We start from the raw sequence: 19,619 nt of genomic DNA, 5'->3' as shown, positions 1-19,619 counted from the left end.
CAACGGAGTGAGTGGCTATTCTACTCTCAATACGCATCAATCACCATAAAAAGGATTTGTTATCAATATGGATAAAAAGCGGATATTAGTATTAGGTGCTTCTGGTTATGTTGGTTCTCAGTTAGTACCTCTTTTACTTCAACTCGGCCATCAGGTTACGGCAGCTTCACGAAATATTGATTACCTTACCGCCCGAGTCGAAGCTCATCAAAATCTACAAATCCGTTATTTAGATCTCGTCGATAAAAATGAGACCGTAGAAGTGGTTAAAAACCATGATTTGGTATTTTTTCTAGTACACGGAATGGCTCACGGTCATGACTTTTTAGATTATGAATTATCTCTTGCCATTAACTTCAAAGACGCGCTTATCCAAAGTACAGTCAAGCATGTAGTCTATTTAAGTGCTATACAACCTCAAACTGGTAACTCAGACCATTTGTTAGCACGAAAAAAGACCGGCGAAATCATTCGCCAAGCAGAGGTTCCTGTTACAGAGCTCAGAGCCGGAGTTATTATTGGCCCGGGCTCTGCTGCTTTTGAAATTATGAAAGATTTCACCTATAACCTGCCCATATTAATTGCCCCCAAGTGGGTTGATTCCAAAGCCAACCCTATTGCATTAGAAAATTTAAATTTCTATTTATTAGCACAGCTAGATGAGTCACCAGACGGTCACCTTTACTATGAAGTCGGCGGTCCTGATGTCCTCACTTACCGAGAGCAGTTTGCGGTCATTTGTGAAGCCATCAAACGACCACTTCGATTATGGTCCACTTCACTGTTAACCCCCAAAATGGCCTCTTATTGGTTAGGATTGGTCACCTCTGTCCCTTCAAATATTGGTCGAGCACTATTGGCAGGATTAGAGCATGACTACATTGCAGATTCTCAAGAGATTCGCAAAAAATATCCCCAACTACTGGTTCGTTATCGAGATGCTGTATTAGCAGCAGTAGAAGCAGAAGGTGAATGTATCCGCAATAATATTTGGGGATTTGATCCAGCAGCCTTAAAACGCTGGCAGGCAGGGTATGGCTATTACGCAAAAAACGCAGGTTCAACATTGCGTACACAACAAAGTTCTGAAGATCTATGGAAAATTGTCGAGAAAATAGGCAGTAAGCAAGAGGGGTACTTTTTCGCGAATAGTTTGTGGCGTACTCGAGAATGGCTGGATCTATTTGTCGGCGGCGGCGCTCCTAAGCGAAGAAGTCCTGCGGGTCCTGAACTAAAAGTTGGAGACCATATCGACTCATGGAAAGTGATTCGTTGCGAGAAGAATCGCTTTGTCTCTTTGCTGTTTGGCATGAAAGCCCCAGGATTAGGTAGGCTGGAGTGCAGTATCACCGATCATGGTGATTATAGAGAGCTTGATGTGCGAGCATGGTGGCACCCGAAAGGGTTTAGAGGTTTGCTATATTGGTTTGCTATGATGCCTGCACACCTATTTATTTTTCAAGGCATGGTAAAAGCCATTGATAAAAAAAGCAGCATGCTATACTCAAGTGACCTCAAGATGTAGGATTCAGAGCAACATCTTGAGAACACTAGATTATAACTAGATCAAAATAACGTTGTTTCTATTTAATCCGTTTTATTTTTCGCGGTAAAAGAGAGCACATTATCCTTGGTTGTCTCACTGTTACTAAGCAAACTCTGTTTGAAGCGACCCAGTTGTTTCATCAACTCTTTATAGAGTAAAACATTGACGTGGTTTGCATTTTTTCCCTTACTAATTAGGCGATCGATATGACTCTGTTGGGCGCGAAGTCGTGGTTGATTATCAATATGGGAAGAAGCGATAAGGTCATCGCATAGGGACTGTTTTAACTGATCAAACCTGTCGGGATTTTCCCTTGCTAGATTCACCAGTTCATCAAAACTAGGTAGCTTAGTCTTGCTATCATCGTCTAATGTGCCCATAAACTCACTCGCTAATAGTATTTAAATCAAACACTATTAAACTCGGAAAAACAGTGGCACTACGACAGCATTTTACATTAAATTAAAACGTAAAATGTCTTAGTTTCATCAAATAGCCTTTATTGCACATACTTATATACTGATTCTTGCCGTAGAATGACTATGCGTTCAAATCAGTGCCTTGATTAGCAGCCAATAAATTCTCGCTGAACAAGCACCTTGAGGTCACTTGAGTATAATGTTATGAAATAAAGGCTATTTAATGTTGTTACGGTTAACTATGCTTAAATAACATTGTTTCCGTTACATTCGATTCGATTGACTAAAACTCAATGGAATTTCCGCTAACTGGTTGCCCATATTGCTAGGGAAAACAAGGTACTCACCATGATATTTTACTTTCGATTTATACTTGGTTCGCTTATGCAGTAGAAAACCCGCATTAGTCGCTTGTTCAATAAACTCTGCATGATTTCCTCTCACGTAGAAACTCATGGGTTTCACTAATTCAGAGCCTCCTTCAAAACAGTCATCACACTGATTGGCACACAAGACGAGAGAGTTATCTCCATCGGTAAATACCTGAAACTTATCGGTGACGGGATCCTCTGTGCAGTAACTCCAACCCAGCTGATACATCTGTTCTAAAAAGGCATCAATTTGCGAATCCAAAATTGGTTTCGGCTCGACATCAACAGGCATATGTTTAGCGTAAAATTTCGATATATTTTCAAAAGTAAATATCAACTCAGATTGAGTCCCTTTACTACGTCCTGCCTTTTGCCAACGTTTTAAGTCATCAAGCACACAACGGTCAAAAGTTTGTGCTTTGAGCATTTTACTGACCCAACGAACCATATAATGAGTATTACTAATAGGCGCATTTATCAATTTGCCTTTGCTATGCTGTTCACCAACATCTTTTAACGCAGTATTAACCAGATTTTGTATTTCAATATAATAAGATGTCATTACGCTTTTTTTCCTAAAAACCAATACATAGCCGCGGAACAAACCGCACACAGAGTCATAACCAAAATCATCGGCCAGGCACTATTTCCACTTGGCAGCATCGCAACCACAACACCAATAATAGATCCTGTACCGAAACGAAGTGTTCCTGCCAAAGATGACGCCGTACCCGCCATACTAGGATAGTTAGTAAGCAGCAGTGCCATAGAGTTACTACCAATCGTTGACATAGTTCCAATGTACAGCATAACAAATGGCACAATGCCCCATAAACCAATATCTGCCAACCAACCAAAAAACAGGGCGATGCCAGCTATAAGCTGAATACTAATGCCAAAGGCTAACATCCATTTCGACCCCATTTTCTTAACGATACGGCCATTAAGGCTGGTCATTAACGTTAAGCAGATAATATTTAACCCAAAAAGGTAACCAAAGTCTGAAGGGTTAACTCCATATATATCGATATAGACAAATGACCCTGCGGTTAAGAAGGCAAACATCCCCGCAAAAGAGAATGCTCCAGAAAAGATTAATCCCATAGCGACGGGATTGGTACATAGCCGCATATAGTTTTGCATCGTAGTCTTAAACCGTAGCGGCTGTCGCTTCTCTACGGCAAGTGTTTCTGGGATCTTCCACATAACTGCAGCAATGACCACACCAGACACAAAAGTGAGCACCCAAAAGATAGAACGCCAACCAAACCACTCTGCTAAATGTCCTCCCAGCATAGGCGCAATAAGAGGCGCAACCATCATCACCAAAGTGATAAAAGACATGGTTCTGGCAAAGTCTTCTTTATCAAACATGTCTCTAACGACAGCTTGAATAATCACCGCAGCGGCAGCACCAGAAAAACCTTGGGCGGCGCGGATATACTTCAGCGATTCAATATCGCTGGATACCGCACATAAGATTGAACCAATCGCAAACAAAAATATACCAGCCAGCAATATTGGCCGACGACCATAGCTATCAGAAAGCGGTCCATGCAGTAGCTGCCCAATGGCAAAACCGGCAGTATATGTGGTAAGGGTGATCTGCACAGCCCCTGCTTCAACGCCCAACTCTTTAGCAATACTTGGCATTGCCGGTAAATACATGTCTATGGCCAGTGGTGTTAACGCACCAATAGCGCCTAAAATAATAAACATTAGCAAGCTAAGCTGTGTGGATTGACTCTGAGTCATATGCCCCCTGAATAGTCGGTATTGGAAATATATAAAGTATAAGGTTTACTTAATATGTTAATATGTTTTCACTCACTTGTCATAAAAGAATCAGCGCCAAATCGAATTAACTTCATCTTCAGACAAATAGCGATACTCTCCAGGTTCTAACTCATGATCCAATTCAATACTACCGATTTGTTCTCGATGCAGTGCTTCAACCTTATTACCTAACGCCGCAAACATTCGCTTAACTTGATGATACTTGCCTTCGGTAATGGTTAATAACACTTGGTGTGAATCGATAATCTCAAGTTGAGCGGGCAACGTCGCTTCACGCTCATTTCTTAGCTCAATACCTGCTTGGAACTGCTGCACATAGTCATCTTCAACGGCGTCCACAAGCCATACCCGATATCGTTTCTCGCACTTGTGCTTTGGCGATGTGATCTTATGTGACCATTTACCATCGTCTGTGATCAACACTAAGCCCGTGGTATCTACATCTAGGCGGCCCGCGAAGTGCAGTTTGTCCATATTCACTTCATCAAGCAATACAAAGGCAGTATGATTAAAGCCATCTTCATGAGAGCAGACATAACCTTGTGGTTTATACAGCATAATGTATCGCGGCCCGTGCCTGTTAATCTCTCTACCTTGCCACTCCACACAACTCTCTTCTGTCACTTTAAAAGCACCGCTCTTCTGTACTTTTTCGTTGACCGTGATGTCACCACTTTTAATGATTTTTGTCGCTTCTTTGCGCGTAGCGCCTAATGCGTCACACAAAAATTTATCTAACCGCATGAATACCTCTTTTCAGTTAAGTGGTTTATTATAAGCGTCTTATTAAAAATAGTTGAGCTATTTCACACTTTTAATGCCTATGTACACACTTCGTCCTTATCAAGCCGACTCGGTAAAAGCGGTTATTCACTATTTTCGTAAGCAATCTACCCCTGCCGTTATCGTCTTACCAACGGGTGCAGGTAAAAGCTTAGTGATCGCTGAACTTGCTCGTCTGGCTAAAGGCAAAGTTTTGGTGCTCGCCCACGTCAAAGAATTGGTAGAGCAGAACCACGAGAAATACCAAGGGTATGGTTTAAAAGGCGCGATATTTTCAGCGGGACTTGGTAGAAAAGAGACCGATCAACAAGTGGTGTTTGCTTCTGTCCAATCGGTCGTTCGTAATCTAGAGCATTTCTCTCAACAGTTTTCTTTGCTAGTCATTGATGAATGCCATCGTGTTCCTGATGATAAAAAAAGCAGTTATCAACGAGTCATAAGTCATTTAACTGAACAGAACCCAGAAATTAAGATCTTGGGATTAACCGCGACGCCATATCGATTAGGAATGGGCTGGATATATCAGTACCACACGCGAGGCCAAGTTCGCAGTGAAGAAGCCCGTTTTTTCCGAGATTGCATATTCGAGCTCCCTATTCGTTATCTACTGGATGAAGGGTTTTTAACCCCCGCCAAGCTGATTGATGCCCCGGTACTTAGTTACGATTTCTCTCAGCTTGTGCCCGCCAATACCGGACGCTATAAAGAGTCTGACTTAGATTTAGTGATTGAGAACTCCAAACGAGCCACACCACAAATTGTGCAGCAGATTATCTCCCATGGAGAAAATCGACAAGGCATCATGATTTTCGCAGCGACTGTCCGTCATGCTCAGGAGATCCTCTCCCTACTGCCGCAACCGCACTCTGCACTGGTCATTGGCGATACACCTAGCCCTGAACGTTCAGACATCATTGAGAGATTTAAGAATCGGCAGCTCAAATATCTCGTTAACGTCTCTGTTCTAACCACCGGATTTGATGCACCTCATGTGGATTTAATCGCCATTTTAAGGCCAACAGAATCCATTAGCCTTTACCAACAAATCGTCGGAAGAGGCTTACGACTGTCAGAAGGAAAAACAGAGTGCTTAGTGTTAGATTACGCGGGTAATAGCTATGACCTTTATCAACCTGAAGTTGGCAACCCTAAACCAGACAGCGATAGTGACATTGTCACCATTCCCTGCCCCGCTTGTGGTTTCAATAACAACTTTTGGGGTAAGTTAGACAACAACGGTTTTCTCATTGAACATTATGGCCGTCGCTGTCAGGGGTACTTCGAAGAAGAGAACGGCGAACGAACGCATTGTGGTTATCGCTTTAGAGCCAAGTATTGTCCCGATTGTGGTGCAGATAATGATATCGCCGCTCGTATATGCCACGAATGCGATGCCACCCTTGTCGATGCTGATAAAAAACTGCGTGAAGCACTTAACCTCAAGGATGCCCTTGTTTTTGAATGTCGAGACATGCAACTCTCGACTCACAAAGGCCCTTCTGGGAATAATCAACTCAAAGTCAGCTATATTGGAGATGATCACGTTCAGGTGCATCAATTTTGGTCTCTCACCACCAAAGCGCAGAAAAAAGCCTTTTTTGCTCAGTTTGTACGACCATTCCTAGCGGATCACCACCGTCCTTTCCATGACAGTTCACCAAGCAAAGTGGTGCAAAATCAGCACCGATTTAGATTGCCACAATTTGTGATAGCACGAAAATCCGGACGATTTTGGAAGCTCAGGGATATTGTTTTCGCCGATGAGCTGTCACAATAATTCGCATCTCAGTGAGCAACAAAGCAAATTATGCCTCCACATTCAGCTTTTGTTCATGTTTTCTGTAGTATTGTAATCAAATGTGTAACCACGAATAATGTGAATTAAATGAAAGTTCTAATTGTTGAAGATGACATTACTTTAGCCAAGCAACTGGGTCACTCTCTTGAACAAGAGGGTTGGACCACAGAAAATGCAATGGATGGTATTGATGCTCTCTATCGTGCTACCTCAGAATCCTGGGACGCCATTGTGTTGGATCTCGGCCTTCCTAAGCTTAACGGCATTGCGGTTTTAAAAGGCATAAGAGACGAAGGGATAACGGTTCCTATCGTTATATTAAGTGCCAGAGACACACTAACTCAACGTATTGAGGGTCTCAATGAAGGGGCAGATGATTATTTAATAAAACCATTTGAAATGCCGGAACTAATTGCTCGACTGCAAGTACAAATTCGACGTCAATCAGGAACCGCTTCTCCCGTCATTCGAGCAGGTCTTCTCTCTCTTGATACCGTTAGCTCCAAAATATCATTGAACGGAACCGTTCTTATTCTTACCGCATTAGAATACAAGGTCCTTTCGTACTTTATCCGCAATAAAGACAAAGTCATATCACGAACCGAGTTAGTAGAACACATTTACAAACAAGATTTTGATCGAGATTCAAATACCATTGAGGTTTTTATCGGCCGTTTACGTAAGAAACTGGGTTCAGAACGAATTAAAACGGTACGGGGTTTAGGATACCAATTAAATGCAGAGTAAATTGAACGCCTGTAAACAGTATCTCAGCAATCTGTTTGCTCATTTTAGTATACGAAATCGACTTATATTAGTAACAGGATTATGGTTAAGCTTGATGGTATCTATCGCAGGCATCGTTATTCCTTTGCTAATTAATTATCAACTTGAGCAAAATGCAAAAAGTGAACTCGAATTTACTCAAGATGAGTTATACAAACTGTTAAAACAGAACAAATTACCAACTACCGATCACTTTATTATCTCTAACTCCAAACTGTATGAGAACAAACAGAGCCGATTTTGGCAGATAGAAACCGACGACAACACCTTTAAATCTCCCTCTTTAGGAGATAAAGACCTAACCGATAAATTTGAGGATAAATATCACGAAATTATCCAAGTTTCTGATAAGTACAAAATCGATGGTTTAGGTAAAGTGAAAATCAAGGTTGCTTTAGATAACGACGAAATAGAAGAGAGCGTTGTTTTACTAACTGGAGTGCTGTGGTTTATCCTCGGTTTGCTATTTGTTGGCGTACTGGTTCTGGTTGCTTTTCAGCTCACATGGTCGCTACAGCCTCTGACGAAATTACAACAAGCACTGATCAAACTAAAACTTGGGGAAGTTAACCGAATTGACGGTAACTACCCTAAAGAGATCGAGCCATTGGCCAGCAGCTTGAATGACCTTCTTTTTCATTATCAAGAGTTATTAAAAAGAGCACGAAACCATACAGGCAATATGGCTCACGCCCTTAAAACCCCTCTCACTGTACTCAAAAACCAGATAAAGCATTACCCAGAAGAAGAGCAACAACCTCTGCTTGTGCCCGTTAATAATATTCAGCATTACATCGATTATCACCTCAGCCGAGCTCGTCTCGCGGGTTCTAGTTCTATTCTTTCGGTTAAATCGTCTCCTGCAGAAAGAATCGAAGCCATCAATATCGCTTTTGATAAAGTCTACGCCCATAGAGAAATACTGCTGATCAATGAAATTGATGACGATATAGTGGTGAATGTTGATACAAATGACTTGGATGAAATGCTTGGAAACCTGCTAGAGAATAGCTACAAATGGGCCAAATCGACAATTCGTATCTATAGCGAAAGCTATTCTGAACATCGATTACAACTGATTATCGAAGATGATGGCTGTGGCATTAGCGAACAACAGTTCAAACAAGCCTTACAGCGAGGTGCGCGATTGGATGAGAAAGTAACAGGAAGTGGCCTTGGTTTAAATATTGTGCAAGACATTGTTGAGAGCTATCAAGGCTCTATACAGCTTGACCACGCCTCTTTGGGTGGCCTAAAAGTGATATTAACTCTGCCTTGTTAGCTATCAAACTCAATTTATATCACATCGATCTCATCTTAACTTAGAGTAAGACACTAGGGTCTGTGGATCTCTCTAATATAGATTTTATTCAATCGGAAAAAGGTTTGAGGAGAGCAGCATAGTTTTCTATATGCGACTCAGTACGGCAACTGTAGATGAACTGAAGATTAACAATCCTATCAGGCTTGGTTAAGTCCTTTCCGTTTAATCTATCCCTACACTACAAGTTGAAAGGATGTTGCCATGATTAAGCCTATTAGTATCGTTATTATTACATTGAATGAAGAAAAGAACATTGGTCGTTTGTTAGAGGACATAACCCAACAAACAAATCAACATTTTGAGGTGGTTCTGGTTGATTCAAATAGTGAAGATAACACTATTGAAATTGCAAAATCGTATCAAGAGCGTTTACCCAAGCTGACTATTCATAAAATGACCAAGCGAGGCGCCAGTTTAGGTCGCAATCAAGGTGCATTAATTGCTAAACATCAACGACTGCTATTTTTGGATGCTGATGTGCGTCTATCTGAGAGCTTTTTGGAAAAAGCCGATCAGAACTTAGAAAAAACAGGATTAGAGGTAGCGGGTGTTTATATGAACGCAGAAGGTCTGCCATTGTTGCATAAACTTGGCTACGGACTGTTTAATTTAGGCTTCTTTGCGACTCAATACGTTTTCCCTACCGCTGTAGGTGCATGTATTTTCTCGTCAAAACGAATTCATAAAGCAATTGGTGGCTTTGATGAGTCCATTTATTTATGTGAAGACTGCGACTATGTAAAGCGTGCAAGCAAAACCTGGCGTTTTCGTTTTCTACCCATGACGTTCCGTTTTGATTCAAGAAGACTTGATCAAGATGGCGTATTTAAAACGGGATTCACCTACCTAAGAGCAAATGCCCACCGCATTTTTAAAGGTGAACTAAAAGATAGTCAGATAAAGTATGAATTTGGTCACTATAGCCAGTCATAGCAAGTAACCTGAGATAAAAAAGCCAGTGGCTAAAACTGAACTGCCCCCCAATAGTTGGACACCAATTATTGGGGGTCTTTTTATGTCCAAATACAGCCGAGCGTTGAAATGCTCAATTGCTAAACAATAATTACAAGGCGAGGGCTCGATTTCAGGCTTGAGCAATATAGTCGCAAAGCGAGTAACAACAAGCCTAGCTGCGTGTTTTTTATCTAGATTATTGGTGATTCTATTGCTCTTAACAACGTAGAATGATAGTATCCGCGCTCGCTTAGCGGTAACAACCAATTACCTTAAGCGTTGAGCACTGCCAGCAAGGTCGCTATGTCGGCAGTCATATTTAACTATTTTACTAATTTGAGAGTAAATACTATGAAATTTGAAGCAGTAGTACGTACTGAACTAGGTAAGGGTGCGAGCCGCCGCCTACGTCACGCTGGCCAATTCCCAGCAATCGTTTATGGTGGTGAAGCAGCACCAGTATCTATCGCGTTGAAACACAGCGATGTGATCAACCAAATGGATAAGCCAGAATTCTACGAAGCAATCACTCTAGTGATCGACGGCGCAGAAGTTAAGGTTAAGCCACAAGATGTTCAACGTCACGCATTTAAGCCAAAAGTTGAGCACATGGACTTTATCCGCGTTTAATTCTCTACCAAGAATTAACAACGATAATTCCATACTTTTTGCTTAGAAGATAATCGGCCTTACCATCCGAGAAATCTAAAAATTAGAAACCCCAGATGCTACCAACATCTGGGGTTTCGCCGTTTATAGGCGTTAATTTATTACCGTGGCGGCATTTTTATTTGGTCACTATAACAAAGAAGCGCACTGAGTCCGCCCGCAATCATTGCGATACGACTTGCCCAGAACTACCCGATTTAGTTGGTACGATCTTACAGTACGTCGTTACTGTCCGTTGAAATGTCCGTTTTCCATCCGCACCTTCAGTTTTCTTACAAGAACTTATCTGATAACCCGTTTTTTCTACTGGGATTCCCGTTGTTCTCTTAGGATACCGTTTCATACCCTCAGTTTGGCAACCCGTCGCTAGTGGACCTTTATCCGATGCCAGATAGCAACCGTCATTAAATGAATAACTACCCTCAATGTTATTTACTCGCTTAAATGTGAAATCGTAGTCAGACAAACTTTTATCTACTAACTCGCAAAACTCAGGTTTTGTACAATCGTCTGGCTCACCTGAAACTTTAGGAAAATCCATCACTTGTTCAGATTTACGTGCGATTGCGCTATTCATATCTTCTTGAGCATAGATTAATTGCGCGAGAGCGGGATCTTGAACTGATAATTGATGACTAAGCTGCTTTTGATATAGAGAAGATAGTGCATTTCCTTCACCGGAACCCCAAACATCCTCTAGCGTTGCACTCAATACTCTTGATGTGTCAGAAGAACTCGCCCCGCTATCCATAGCGATAACACCAACCGTTGCCGTCACACCTGCTTTAAAGATAAAATCTAACCAGCTACTATTGCTCGAGTTAGATCTACTCGGAGATGCGCCAACTTGGTCAAATAAATTAAATGCATTTGCAATCAACTCTTCATCACGAGAATTATAATTTACATCCAACTCCTCAACACGAGTTCGCAGTATGTCTACTGAGTTAAACTGACCACTTTCATTCTTTAAATTAGTCTTAAGAGCCGGATTACCACCTGCAAGTAGAAGCATTTTAAAGCGCTTGTATTTCACTGGATGCACATCTGCTAGTGTATAGCTGGCACATTGCATTGCCGTTGCGCGGTACTTTAAATAAGAGCAACTACCATTGGTCTTCCTCTCCATTTCAATTCGCTTATTGGGATTCGCGCCAGCAGCTAACAATGCGGCGGTTAAATCAGAATCTCTATGAAGATACATCTCATAAGTCTCCCCCCGATTTCTCCACACATTTGTACCAAGATGTGAGAGAGAGAAAAGTGCATCGTCTAACAAAGCTTGAGTGGCCTCCTCACCTTCGGTGATTGGACACCATGATTTTATCATTTCAACCTGAGTTGGATGGTTAAGAAAACCTGAGCAAATGACATCAGCCCCCTTTTCTAAATAACTTACATACCCATCAAAATCCCAGTATCGAAAAGCCTTTTCAGCCTTGTAATTCAACTGTTCTTCAGCAGACATTGCATCATATCGCGCCTGTTCAGCTCGCCGATAATCTTCGCTAGTCGTACAGCCAAACATAAGTAACACGATGGCAATAATAGAAGCGCTTCTCAAACCTAATTTGCTATACCATTCCATGATAACTCTCACTATATTGGTTTGTGGATTCAAATACTCATTTAGCTCAATATGAACTATAACTGGCATCGCATAATTTTTTATTGATAGATATTAACCTTTAACTTATAACAGGTTACACATATTCATAGCTCCTTCTTGGAACACATAATTGTAAAGTAATTAATCACTTAGGAAGATTTATCCGATTCAGAACACAAGTTTACTGTATTTATATAATGCAGGTAGGTTCATCGTAGTCGGATAAAAAACCAAACTAACCCCTTAATTCTCCTACCCAAAATGCGGCATCAAGTTCACAGCTTATGGTTGTCTCTTTTGCGACATCTAATTGTTTCTCTATCTCACTTATTTGTTGCCAATTCGACGCTTCAATGGCTTCAACAAGTTTAAGCAACGCTCCTAGCGTACCTTGATGCTCAAGTAACGCTTCTTTAATCGCTATTTCAATATTTAGCGGTTGTAAAATGTCTTCTATCTCTATGTCCAGTACAGCATCAATGAGCGACAACATTCCACAAAGATAACCGATGCTTTTTAATTTCTCTTGCCCCATTCGACTGAGCATACTTTCAATAAACTTGGCTCGGTGCAAAGAAGTGATAGAGAGAATATCAGGCTTGTTATCCCCCATTTCAGCAAGAGCTACATAAGAGACAAATTTACGTAAGTTATCTTCCCCTAGATACACCAATGCTTGATGAAAAGAGTGGATAGGTGCAGTAATTGCCGCACAAGCATTAACAAAGTTAAGCAATTTAAATGACAGCGCCGCATTGCTAGAGATAATTTTTTCTACATTATTAAAATCAATGCTGTTGTCCGCTACCGCCCGGCACAGTTGGATACTCGTCATCAATGACGAATCGACAGTACGATTTTTAATGATTTCAGGTCTGCTAAAGAAATAGCCTTGGAAGTAATGAAAACCCTGTTTCTTTGCAAAGCTATACTCTTGGTATGACTCAACTTTCTCCGCCAAATACTCCAATGTTAATCCCGAGGTTTCGTCCATATAATTGCTAATTTGTTGCCAAGAGGTCGCTTGTAGATCAAATTTTAAGATATCCACTAGAGGCAAAAAGCGTTTCCATTCATCAGAAACAACAAAATCATCTAACGCGATAGAATAACCTTGCTTCTTTAATTCTGTTAATGATGAATACAACTCTTCCGTTGGTCGGCACGTTTCTAACACTTCAATCACATACTGCTTTACTGGAAAGTCCAATGGCACTTTCGCGATGATTGTGTCATAACCAAAATTGATAAAACCTTTCTTGTCTCCAATAACTCGACCTTGCTGAACTAAGCACTGCTCGACAAGCAGCTCTTTGGTTGCAATTGATAAGTCAATGTTTGGAAACGCGTTTTTCTCTCCATCTCTATACAGTAACTCATAACCGATCACATCGAGTTGTCGGTTTAAAATGGGCTGTCTTGCAACATAAGAATACATCTATTCAGACTCCTTAAGACAAACATAGCGCGGATCACGCTAAAATATTCAAACTATCTTTAATCAACCTTCAGCCAGCTGTTCAACCATTGAAAAATCAACGCCTAATGACTTAGAGATATACATAGCTTCATCAGCCAATGTTATTAATGTCGACAAGTCACCATGATCTTGGGGGTAAATGCCCATACCGATGCTTGCCTTAATAGTTATACTCACATCACCATTGTCTGGATAAATAGGGTGTGAAACTAGCCGATGGATTTTGTTACTCATGGATTCTAGCTCATACTGATAGTCACTCTTGTTCGCCATACGAAATATCACAAGAAACTCATCCCCTCCAACTCTAAACACATAATCATCAGCACGTAACATGTTAGTCAAACGTTCACCTAACTTAGCAAGCAAGACATCACCAACATGATGCCCATACAGATCGTTAACTGACTTAAACTTATCAAGATCAAAATAGGCGACACCAAACGAACTCGATAGGCTGCTAGAGAAATGCTCATTTTCAAGTAATTGATGAAGGTGCCTTCGATTTGCTAGCCCTGTGATTGGATCTGTATTTGCTTCACTCTGTAGCTCATTAATTTCTCGTTGGATTTGTGAGTAATCTTGGACAATAGCGAAACCATAAACCTGACTGTCCATTTCAACAAAAGCAATGGAGACTTTTGCCTGAAAGACCTGACCATTAGCATCAATACAAGGTAAAGCATTTCGCTTATTCATGACCTTCGCTGGCTTACGCGCCTCGATGAAGTTGCTCACTTCTAGACGGTGAGTATTGGCATAAACGTCTGGCATTAGCGCATCCAATTTCATCGAACTAAGCTCAGATTCAGAGTAATGAAATAGCTCTGCACAAGCAGAGTTCACATAGACGATATCAGAGGAGTGGTTGACGACAATTACTGCATCACCTAAGAACTCCAGAAAAGAGGTTATATTGGATAATTGAGCCATATACATTCACTAACTAAATACCACTTGTTCATTATAGTAAGAGAGACGCTCTGTTTGCATTAGAAGTCGCTAAACTTTGAAACCTCTATCAGTTTCACCTAAATATAAGTGACAAAAGACACACTAGCGCACAAAACGCTTCAGTTTAGTATCGGCAAAGACGCTCGCCCTTTAACTTGACGCATCGCCATATGAGTATGAATATCCTTAACATTGTCCACACACTGTAGTTGGCGAATAAAAAGCTCGTAATCGTTCAAATCTTGACTCACCACTTCTAATAAATAGTCATACGCTCCAGACACAACATGGCAACTGACCACTTGTTTCATTTCTACTATTTCAGCCTCAAACTTATCAATGCTTTGTGCTTGGTGATTACTTAAACTCACCTCAACAAAAACCGTCATTGCGATACCTATTTTTTGACGATTTAATAACGCACTGTACCCTTCAATAACGCCCTGCTGTTCCAGCTTTTTCAATCTACGAGCACACGGAGAAGCAGATAGACCAACACGCTCCGCTAGCTCCACCGTGCTTAACCGTCCATCTTGCTGCAATAGTTCTAATAAATGTTGATCAAATTTATCCATGCTTATACCCATCAAATCACTTCCTTATGAAAAATTGGCTTTATTCATCTTTAATAAGTTAGTTTATTATCATTTCCACCAATATCTAGGCAAAAACAACCATAATTAGCCTATTTCCACCATCTAAGACGATGCATAATACTCTTATTATTTAATAACAAAAAGTTAACATTTATGATTCTTGGTCATTTGGCTATTTTTGTTACCATAATTTTGTGGTCAGGCTTCTTTATCTCACTCAAAGGTGGGGCAAACTCGGATCTCACTTCTGCCGATATTGCTTTAGCGCGCTTCTTACTGCCAACAATATTATTACTACCAGTTGTTATTAATGCTCGTCATCAAATTAAAAAGGTACCGATAAAATACTTAATCGGTATTTTTATTGGCAGTGGCCTCCCCTACTTATTAGTAGCCAGTCATGCTATGCAGTATGCACCAGTTGCTCATGCAAGCGCCTTAATTCCTGGAACCTTACCGCTATTTGTTACTGGTATCGCCATTACCTGTTATAAACAACCTTCAGGATTACATAGACGAGTTGGATTGATACTAATAGGCTTTGGCATTGTTCTGTTTTTGTTCAATAGCTTAGCAACGTCTAACAATAGCTTGTTCACCGGTCAGCTCATGTTTCTTGGTGCCAGTTTTATGTGGGCGCTGTTTACCATCAGTGCACGAGTAGCAGGCTTACCCCCTTTGGTTTGTGCGGGTTTGGTCGCTTGTATATCAACATTATGTTTGTTTGCTGCTATCGCCAGTCAACAATTAAACAGTTCGTTAATAAGCAGCAACATTGTGCACTGGCCATGGCAAGAGGTAATTGGACATATATTACTGCAAGGGATTGGAGCTGGATTACTGGCATCGTTCACATATCTGTATGCGATAAAACAGCTAGGAGCAGAGCGTTGTGCGGCGTTTGCAGCAAGCACACCAATCGTAGCTGCGTTGCTTGCCTTTGCCGTTTTCTCTGAAAGGTTGGATGTTGTGACGACACTAGCTTTACTTGCAGTATGTCTTGGCAGCATTGTGGCAAGCACCATACTAGAAAAGAAGCAACCATCTAACAGATTATCTGTTTCCAATTAATTAGGTTTTAATTTTCTAATATAACCTCAACTCGGGATAAGAAAGTCAAAATTCCATATTTAATAATAAGTTAAGCTTTAACTAGGCGCAGTGCTGCTATTTTAGATGAATGACAAGGCAAAATTATAAGTGATAGTTATTCTATCACGTTGATTTTAACGAAGTCAGACGCTATAAGAGCAGTACTGAGCGGCTTAAATTATCCCGAGCTGAGGTTAATATATATCAGTATGCCCTAATTCTTACTTGGTCATTAGTTAGCAAAGAAAATAAAGACGTTTTATACTCCATAAATACTATTTCACTGTTTTACATGACATTTTTGTCAGTTCGAGTTGGTACATTCTTAGAACTTGCTATATATTATGATTAAGAATAAAAACATATAATAAATTTATGGCTAAGTTAAAACAGAAAATCTGGGCTATTTTTGCACTCATATTTATCATTTCATTATTGGCTTTTGGCTTTGTTACTGTTTATTTGCACGATAATACGGTAGAACGCTTTCACAATGAGCAAAAAAGCAGCATTACTCTGTTTTCTAATTCCGTTCACGCTTTCTTTCGAACACAAGATGCTCTGCTGCATATTTTAGGGTTACAAATGGTAGCAGAGTACCCAACTCTTACTCATCCAGTTCACGATAAGACATTAGATGAGATCATGGTGAACTACCCAGCTCTATTAGGACTTGGTCTTGTGGCCTATGATGGCACACCTTTAGTTGCCAGCTCGAACTTTGCTCTTAATAAGCTGCCAAACCTTATGGAGCTTCCACAAACCAAGCCATCATTTCAAATAGCTCGTAGTATCGACAAAATATCCATTGGCCCAACTTATTTAGTCAATGCTTTAAAAACAAAAACTTATGCAATGCCAATACGTCGTTCAATCTATGCTGGTAAAGACCGAACTCAACCTATTGCAGTCATGACGGCTGGTATCCGAATTGATAATTCACCTCTATTTGGTGTAGGAGATGAGCTAAATAGTTATCACAATATCCAGATTATTCGTAAAGATGGCTATAATCAGTACTCTTCTGATTCTGATATAAATTACTCACAGAAAAGTAACCAAGACTTGCTCCCGTTACTTAACTCTACCTTCTCTGAAGCAATCAGCAATGAATTGCCATCTATCCAATCTATTAATTACATTATTGGTGATAAAAACCAACACTTAGTCGTGAAATACGATCCATATTCTGAACTGTTTTTTGTATCAAACATTAAACAGCAGTATATCAATCAAATTTTTATATCCAGATTTATGGTTATCTTGGGCTTCTTTGTTAGCTCAATGTTTATTCTATTTATTCTTATCCGTTCAATTGCCAACAGTGAAATTAAAACTAACAGTAAGTTGGTTTATCAAGCTCAACATGACTCTTTAACCAATCTACCCAATCGGCAGTATTTACGCTCTTGTATCAATGAATGGATTAACTCAGAGTCCGGCAATAACCCACCTTTCGCCTTGATGTATATCGATATAGACAATTTTAAAAGCGTAAATGATAGTTATGGTCATGAATTTGGAGACAAAGTATTAATCCAAGCAACACAAAGATTGAGCCAAATTTTAGCTTCAGATGGCTTACTAATTCGAGAATCCAGCGACGAATTTATCTTTTTAACCTATTCATGCGAACATGCACAATTGCAATATACCACCAAACTTATCTCAACCAGTTTAGCCGAACCTTACATAGTCAAAAATAGCAGTATTCTCTTAGGCAGTTGCATCGGTGTCTCTCGCTATCCAGAGAATGGCGTAAAACTAAATGATTTACTTAGTGCTGCTGACATAGCACTTCATAGTGCGAAAAAGAAACGTAACTCTACCTGTTTCTTCTCCAGTCAGATGCAAGAAGAGCATTATCAACATGTCCAACTTGAACAAAAACTGAGAGTCGCCATAGAGCAAGAAACGCCATTTATGGTCTATCAGCCACAGGTTGACAAAAACGGTGAGATTTATGGCGTTGAGGCACTCGTTCGTTGGATAGATGAAACACTTGGCTTTGTCAGCCCTGAGAAGTTTATCGCCATTGCAGAATCGACCGGATTAATGAGTAAACTAGGACAACTCATTATCGACAAATCTTTAACAGACCTATCCAAATTAAACCGAACCCTTGATAAGCCACTTAAGCTTTCAATCAATATTTCCGTACGTCAATTTACGGAAGAGCTGTTCGCAGAAAGGATACTCGCCAGTATAAAAGCGTTTGGACTCAGTCCCGAAACCATCACTTTAGAGATCACAGAAAACCTATTCATCGAGGATCTCAATAAAATTAAACCTATTTGTGCTTATTTACAGAAGCAAGGCATACAGATATCACTAGATGATTTTGGTACCGGATACTCTTCATTGAGTATGTTAAATGAGCTTGTTATTGATGAACTTAAAATCGATAAGAGTTTTGTTGATAAGATTGACGAAGATTCTCGCTCGCTGGCCATGATTACCAATGTTATTTCTATTGGTCAGCGTTTAGGCATGACCATAATTGCGGAAGGAGTAGAAACCTCAGCTCAGAAACAGTTACTGATAGATAATGACTGCTTCCAGTTCCAAGGCTACTACTTCTCTAAACCGCTGCCCTATGATCAACTGTGTCAGTATATGAACGAGAAGTAATCCATTACTGAAATCTGTCTTTATCCACTAGTGACAAGTAAAATAGAGATTGGTTGTACAGCATTGTGTGATAATCAAGCATAAAACAGTACCCTTCGGTGCCGTGTTTATGGGGTTGGAAACCAATGCTCTTCAACAATCTGCATATTGGAGACAACTTGTTTGAGGAGAAATAGACGATATTTTCCACTTCTCTCGATGTTAAATTGGCGATCAAGAAAGCCACCATATCTAATAAAATACTTTTTCTCGTGCAGTAGATACTGTTAATGGTCAATATGGATTGGCTAAACAGCTCTTCTCTCTCTTTTAGGTCGTAATCAAGTTTACCTAGCAAGTTTCCAGAATCTTCATAATAAATCGAGTATTCTAGTTTCTGTCTATCTGATTTAACTGACGTCTTTACCGTGGTGTCATTTGAAATAAAATAGTCATCCCCTTCATCACAAGCAAAATCCCAATGGCAATTTTCAAATAAACTCTGTTTAAAATATCGCTCCAAAGCTTCGCCATCTATATTGAAAAAACGACTTCCTTTGAGGTATTCAAAATCAAGATTCAATTCAGTAAATATTTCTATCTGCTTTTTGTGGGGAGGAACAACACCACCACCCTCCCAGCGACTAATAGTACTTGTATCACAAACACTACCCGTTCGAGGTTTAGAGATAATATCGGCCACTTGTGCTTGAGTTAATCCTAGAACTTTTCGTGCGAGCTTTAAAGCCTCAAAAAATTTAAATATTTTCATATCATTCAACCTAGTTACTATTGCAACAAATCCTCTCAACGATTGATACTAACTCTGAA

Annotated in this window: 17 protein-coding genes; 8 read left to right on the top strand and 9 right to left on the bottom strand. The window is 40.2% G+C overall.

The genetic code is table 11. From position 1 onward, the window contains the following. Positions 1–67: 67 nt before the first annotated feature. A complete protein-coding gene (locus CHJ_RS06700) occupies positions 68–1,525 on the top strand; it encodes a DUF2867 domain-containing protein (RefSeq protein WP_317917247.1) in 1,458 nt (485 codons plus the stop codon). 62 nt (positions 1,526–1,587) lie between these two features. Here CHJ_RS06700 and CHJ_RS06695 read toward each other — a convergent pair whose 3' ends face one another. From CHJ_RS06695 to rsuA, 4 genes are all read right to left on the bottom strand, one after another. Continuing rightward, positions 1,588–1,926 carry a DUF3135 domain-containing protein gene (locus tag CHJ_RS06695; RefSeq protein WP_317917246.1) on the bottom strand — a complete coding sequence of 113 codons (339 nt, stop codon included), beginning with the start codon at positions 1,924–1,926 and terminating at the stop codon, positions 1,588–1,590. 303 nt (positions 1,927–2,229) lie between these two features. Beyond that, the gene (locus tag CHJ_RS06690) at positions 2,230–2,898 is read right to left on the bottom strand and encodes a DUF2913 family protein (protein WP_317917245.1); all 669 of its coding nucleotides are present in this window, start codon (positions 2,896–2,898) and stop codon (positions 2,230–2,232) included. Further along, the gene (locus tag CHJ_RS06685) at positions 2,898–4,091 is read right to left on the bottom strand and encodes a Bcr/CflA family multidrug efflux MFS transporter (RefSeq protein WP_171754004.1); all 1,194 of its coding nucleotides are present in this window, start codon (positions 4,089–4,091) and stop codon (positions 2,898–2,900) included. The genes CHJ_RS06690 and CHJ_RS06685 overlap by 1 nt, the downstream gene beginning before the upstream one ends. Positions 4,092–4,181: 90 nt before the next feature. Next, entirely contained in the window at positions 4,182–4,877 is a 696-nt protein-coding gene (rsuA, locus tag CHJ_RS06680; RefSeq protein WP_171754003.1) for a 16S rRNA pseudouridine(516) synthase RsuA, read from the bottom strand. 79 nt (positions 4,878–4,956) lie between these two features. On the opposite strand from rsuA, the gene CHJ_RS06675 reads away from it, so the two are divergent. The 5 genes from CHJ_RS06675 to rplY all read left to right on the top strand — a co-directional run bounded on the left by CHJ_RS06675 (position 4,957) and on the right by rplY (position 10,408). Further along, positions 4,957–6,693 carry a DEAD/DEAH box helicase gene (locus CHJ_RS06675; protein WP_317918090.1) on the top strand — a complete coding sequence of 579 codons (1,737 nt, stop codon included), beginning with the start codon at positions 4,957–4,959 and terminating at the stop codon, positions 6,691–6,693. Positions 6,694–6,801: 108 nt separating this feature from the next. Beyond that, positions 6,802–7,461, top strand: coding sequence for a response regulator transcription factor (locus tag CHJ_RS06670; protein ID WP_171754001.1), 660 nt, complete (start codon positions 6,802–6,804; stop codon positions 7,459–7,461). After that, on the top strand, positions 7,451–8,782 hold the full coding sequence (locus tag CHJ_RS06665) for a sensor histidine kinase (RefSeq protein ID WP_317917244.1): 1,332 nt from the start codon (positions 7,451–7,453) through the stop codon (positions 8,780–8,782). Before CHJ_RS06670 ends, CHJ_RS06665 begins: the two co-directional genes overlap by 11 nt. 246 nt (positions 8,783–9,028) lie before the next feature. Beyond that, complete coding sequence (locus tag CHJ_RS06660) at positions 9,029–9,757, top strand: glycosyltransferase family 2 protein (protein WP_317918089.1); 729 nt, start codon at positions 9,029–9,031, stop codon at positions 9,755–9,757. A 372-nt stretch (positions 9,758–10,129) separates the two neighbouring features. After that, positions 10,130–10,408, top strand: coding sequence for a 50S ribosomal protein L25 (rplY, locus tag CHJ_RS06655; RefSeq protein WP_171753998.1), 279 nt, complete (start codon positions 10,130–10,132; stop codon positions 10,406–10,408). Between the two features lie 202 nt (positions 10,409–10,610). Here rplY and CHJ_RS06650 read toward each other — a convergent pair whose 3' ends face one another. The 4 genes from CHJ_RS06650 to CHJ_RS06635 form a co-directional block, all read right to left on the bottom strand. Next, the gene (locus tag CHJ_RS06650; RefSeq protein ID WP_317917243.1) at positions 10,611–12,035 is read right to left on the bottom strand and encodes a hypothetical protein; all 1,425 of its coding nucleotides are present in this window, start codon (positions 12,033–12,035) and stop codon (positions 10,611–10,613) included. A gap of 256 nt (positions 12,036–12,291) precedes the next feature. After that, positions 12,292–13,494 carry an EAL and HDOD domain-containing protein gene (locus CHJ_RS06645; RefSeq protein ID WP_317917242.1) on the bottom strand — a complete coding sequence of 401 codons (1,203 nt, stop codon included), beginning with the start codon at positions 13,492–13,494 and terminating at the stop codon, positions 12,292–12,294. Between the two features lie 63 nt (positions 13,495–13,557). Then, positions 13,558–14,469 (bottom strand): sensor domain-containing diguanylate cyclase, encoded by a 912-nt coding sequence (locus CHJ_RS06640; RefSeq protein WP_317917241.1) that lies wholly within the window; start codon positions 14,467–14,469, stop codon positions 13,558–13,560. Positions 14,470–14,609: 140 nt separating this feature from the next. Further along, the gene (locus tag CHJ_RS06635) at positions 14,610–15,065 is read right to left on the bottom strand and encodes an Lrp/AsnC family transcriptional regulator (RefSeq protein ID WP_317917240.1); all 456 of its coding nucleotides are present in this window, start codon (positions 15,063–15,065) and stop codon (positions 14,610–14,612) included. A gap of 174 nt (positions 15,066–15,239) precedes the next feature. Here CHJ_RS06635 and CHJ_RS06630 point away from each other — a divergent pair, with 174 nt between their 5' ends. Then, positions 15,240–16,157 carry a DMT family transporter gene (locus CHJ_RS06630; protein ID WP_317917239.1) on the top strand — a complete coding sequence of 306 codons (918 nt, stop codon included), beginning with the start codon at positions 15,240–15,242 and terminating at the stop codon, positions 16,155–16,157. Between the two features lie 396 nt (positions 16,158–16,553). Then, positions 16,554–18,809, top strand: a complete 2,256-nt coding sequence (locus tag CHJ_RS06625; protein WP_317917238.1) for a putative bifunctional diguanylate cyclase/phosphodiesterase — start codon at positions 16,554–16,556, stop codon at positions 18,807–18,809. A 4-nt stretch (positions 18,810–18,813) separates the two neighbouring features. On the opposite strand, the gene CHJ_RS06620 is transcribed toward CHJ_RS06625, so the two are convergent. Beyond that, positions 18,814–19,560: a helix-turn-helix domain-containing protein gene (locus tag CHJ_RS06620; protein WP_317917237.1), complete on the bottom strand. Its 747-nt coding sequence runs from the start codon at positions 19,558–19,560 to the stop codon at positions 18,814–18,816. Positions 19,561–19,619: the final 59 nt, after the last annotated feature.

Origin of the sequence: Vibrio sp. MACH09 (assembly GCF_033238805.1) — a bacterium.
Lineage (GTDB): Bacteria > Pseudomonadota > Gammaproteobacteria > Enterobacterales > Vibrionaceae > Vibrio.
Note: the sequence above shows the minus strand (reverse complement) of the source record. Positions and strands in the feature narration are given on the sequence as shown.

Bases quoted from the DNA above. Each gene is read 5' to 3' on its own strand.
- CHJ_RS06650 (WP_317917243.1), bottom strand. From the start codon at position 12,035: ATGGAATGGTATAGCAAATTAGGTTTGAGAAGCGCTTCTATTATTGCC.
- CHJ_RS06620 (WP_317917237.1), bottom strand. From the start codon at position 19,560: ATGAAAATATTTAAATTTTTTGAGGCTTTAAAGCTCGCACGAAAAGTT.
- CHJ_RS06640 (WP_317917241.1), bottom strand. From the start codon at position 14,469: ATGGCTCAATTATCCAATATAACCTCTTTTCTGGAGTTCTTAGGTGAT.
- CHJ_RS06645 (WP_317917242.1), bottom strand. From the start codon at position 13,494: ATGTATTCTTATGTTGCAAGACAGCCCATTTTAAACCGACAACTCGAT.
- CHJ_RS06625 (WP_317917238.1), top strand. From the start codon at position 16,554: ATGGCTAAGTTAAAACAGAAAATCTGGGCTATTTTTGCACTCATATTT.
- CHJ_RS06690 (WP_317917245.1), bottom strand. From the start codon at position 2,898: ATGACATCTTATTATATTGAAATACAAAATCTGGTTAATACTGCGTTA.
- CHJ_RS06675 (WP_317918090.1), top strand. From the start codon at position 4,957: ATGTACACACTTCGTCCTTATCAAGCCGACTCGGTAAAAGCGGTTATT.
- rplY (WP_171753998.1), top strand. From the start codon at position 10,130: ATGAAATTTGAAGCAGTAGTACGTACTGAACTAGGTAAGGGTGCGAGC.
- CHJ_RS06635 (WP_317917240.1), bottom strand. From the start codon at position 15,065: ATGGATAAATTTGATCAACATTTATTAGAACTATTGCAGCAAGATGGA.
- CHJ_RS06695 (WP_317917246.1), bottom strand. From the start codon at position 1,926: ATGGGCACATTAGACGATGATAGCAAGACTAAGCTACCTAGTTTTGAT.
- CHJ_RS06685 (WP_171754004.1), bottom strand. From the start codon at position 4,091: ATGACTCAGAGTCAATCCACACAGCTTAGCTTGCTAATGTTTATTATT.
- CHJ_RS06700 (WP_317917247.1), top strand. From the start codon at position 68: ATGGATAAAAAGCGGATATTAGTATTAGGTGCTTCTGGTTATGTTGGT.
- CHJ_RS06665 (WP_317917244.1), top strand. From the start codon at position 7,451: ATGCAGAGTAAATTGAACGCCTGTAAACAGTATCTCAGCAATCTGTTT.
- rsuA (WP_171754003.1), bottom strand. From the start codon at position 4,877: ATGCGGTTAGATAAATTTTTGTGTGACGCATTAGGCGCTACGCGCAAA.
- CHJ_RS06670 (WP_171754001.1), top strand. From the start codon at position 6,802: ATGAAAGTTCTAATTGTTGAAGATGACATTACTTTAGCCAAGCAACTG.
- CHJ_RS06630 (WP_317917239.1), top strand. From the start codon at position 15,240: ATGATTCTTGGTCATTTGGCTATTTTTGTTACCATAATTTTGTGGTCA.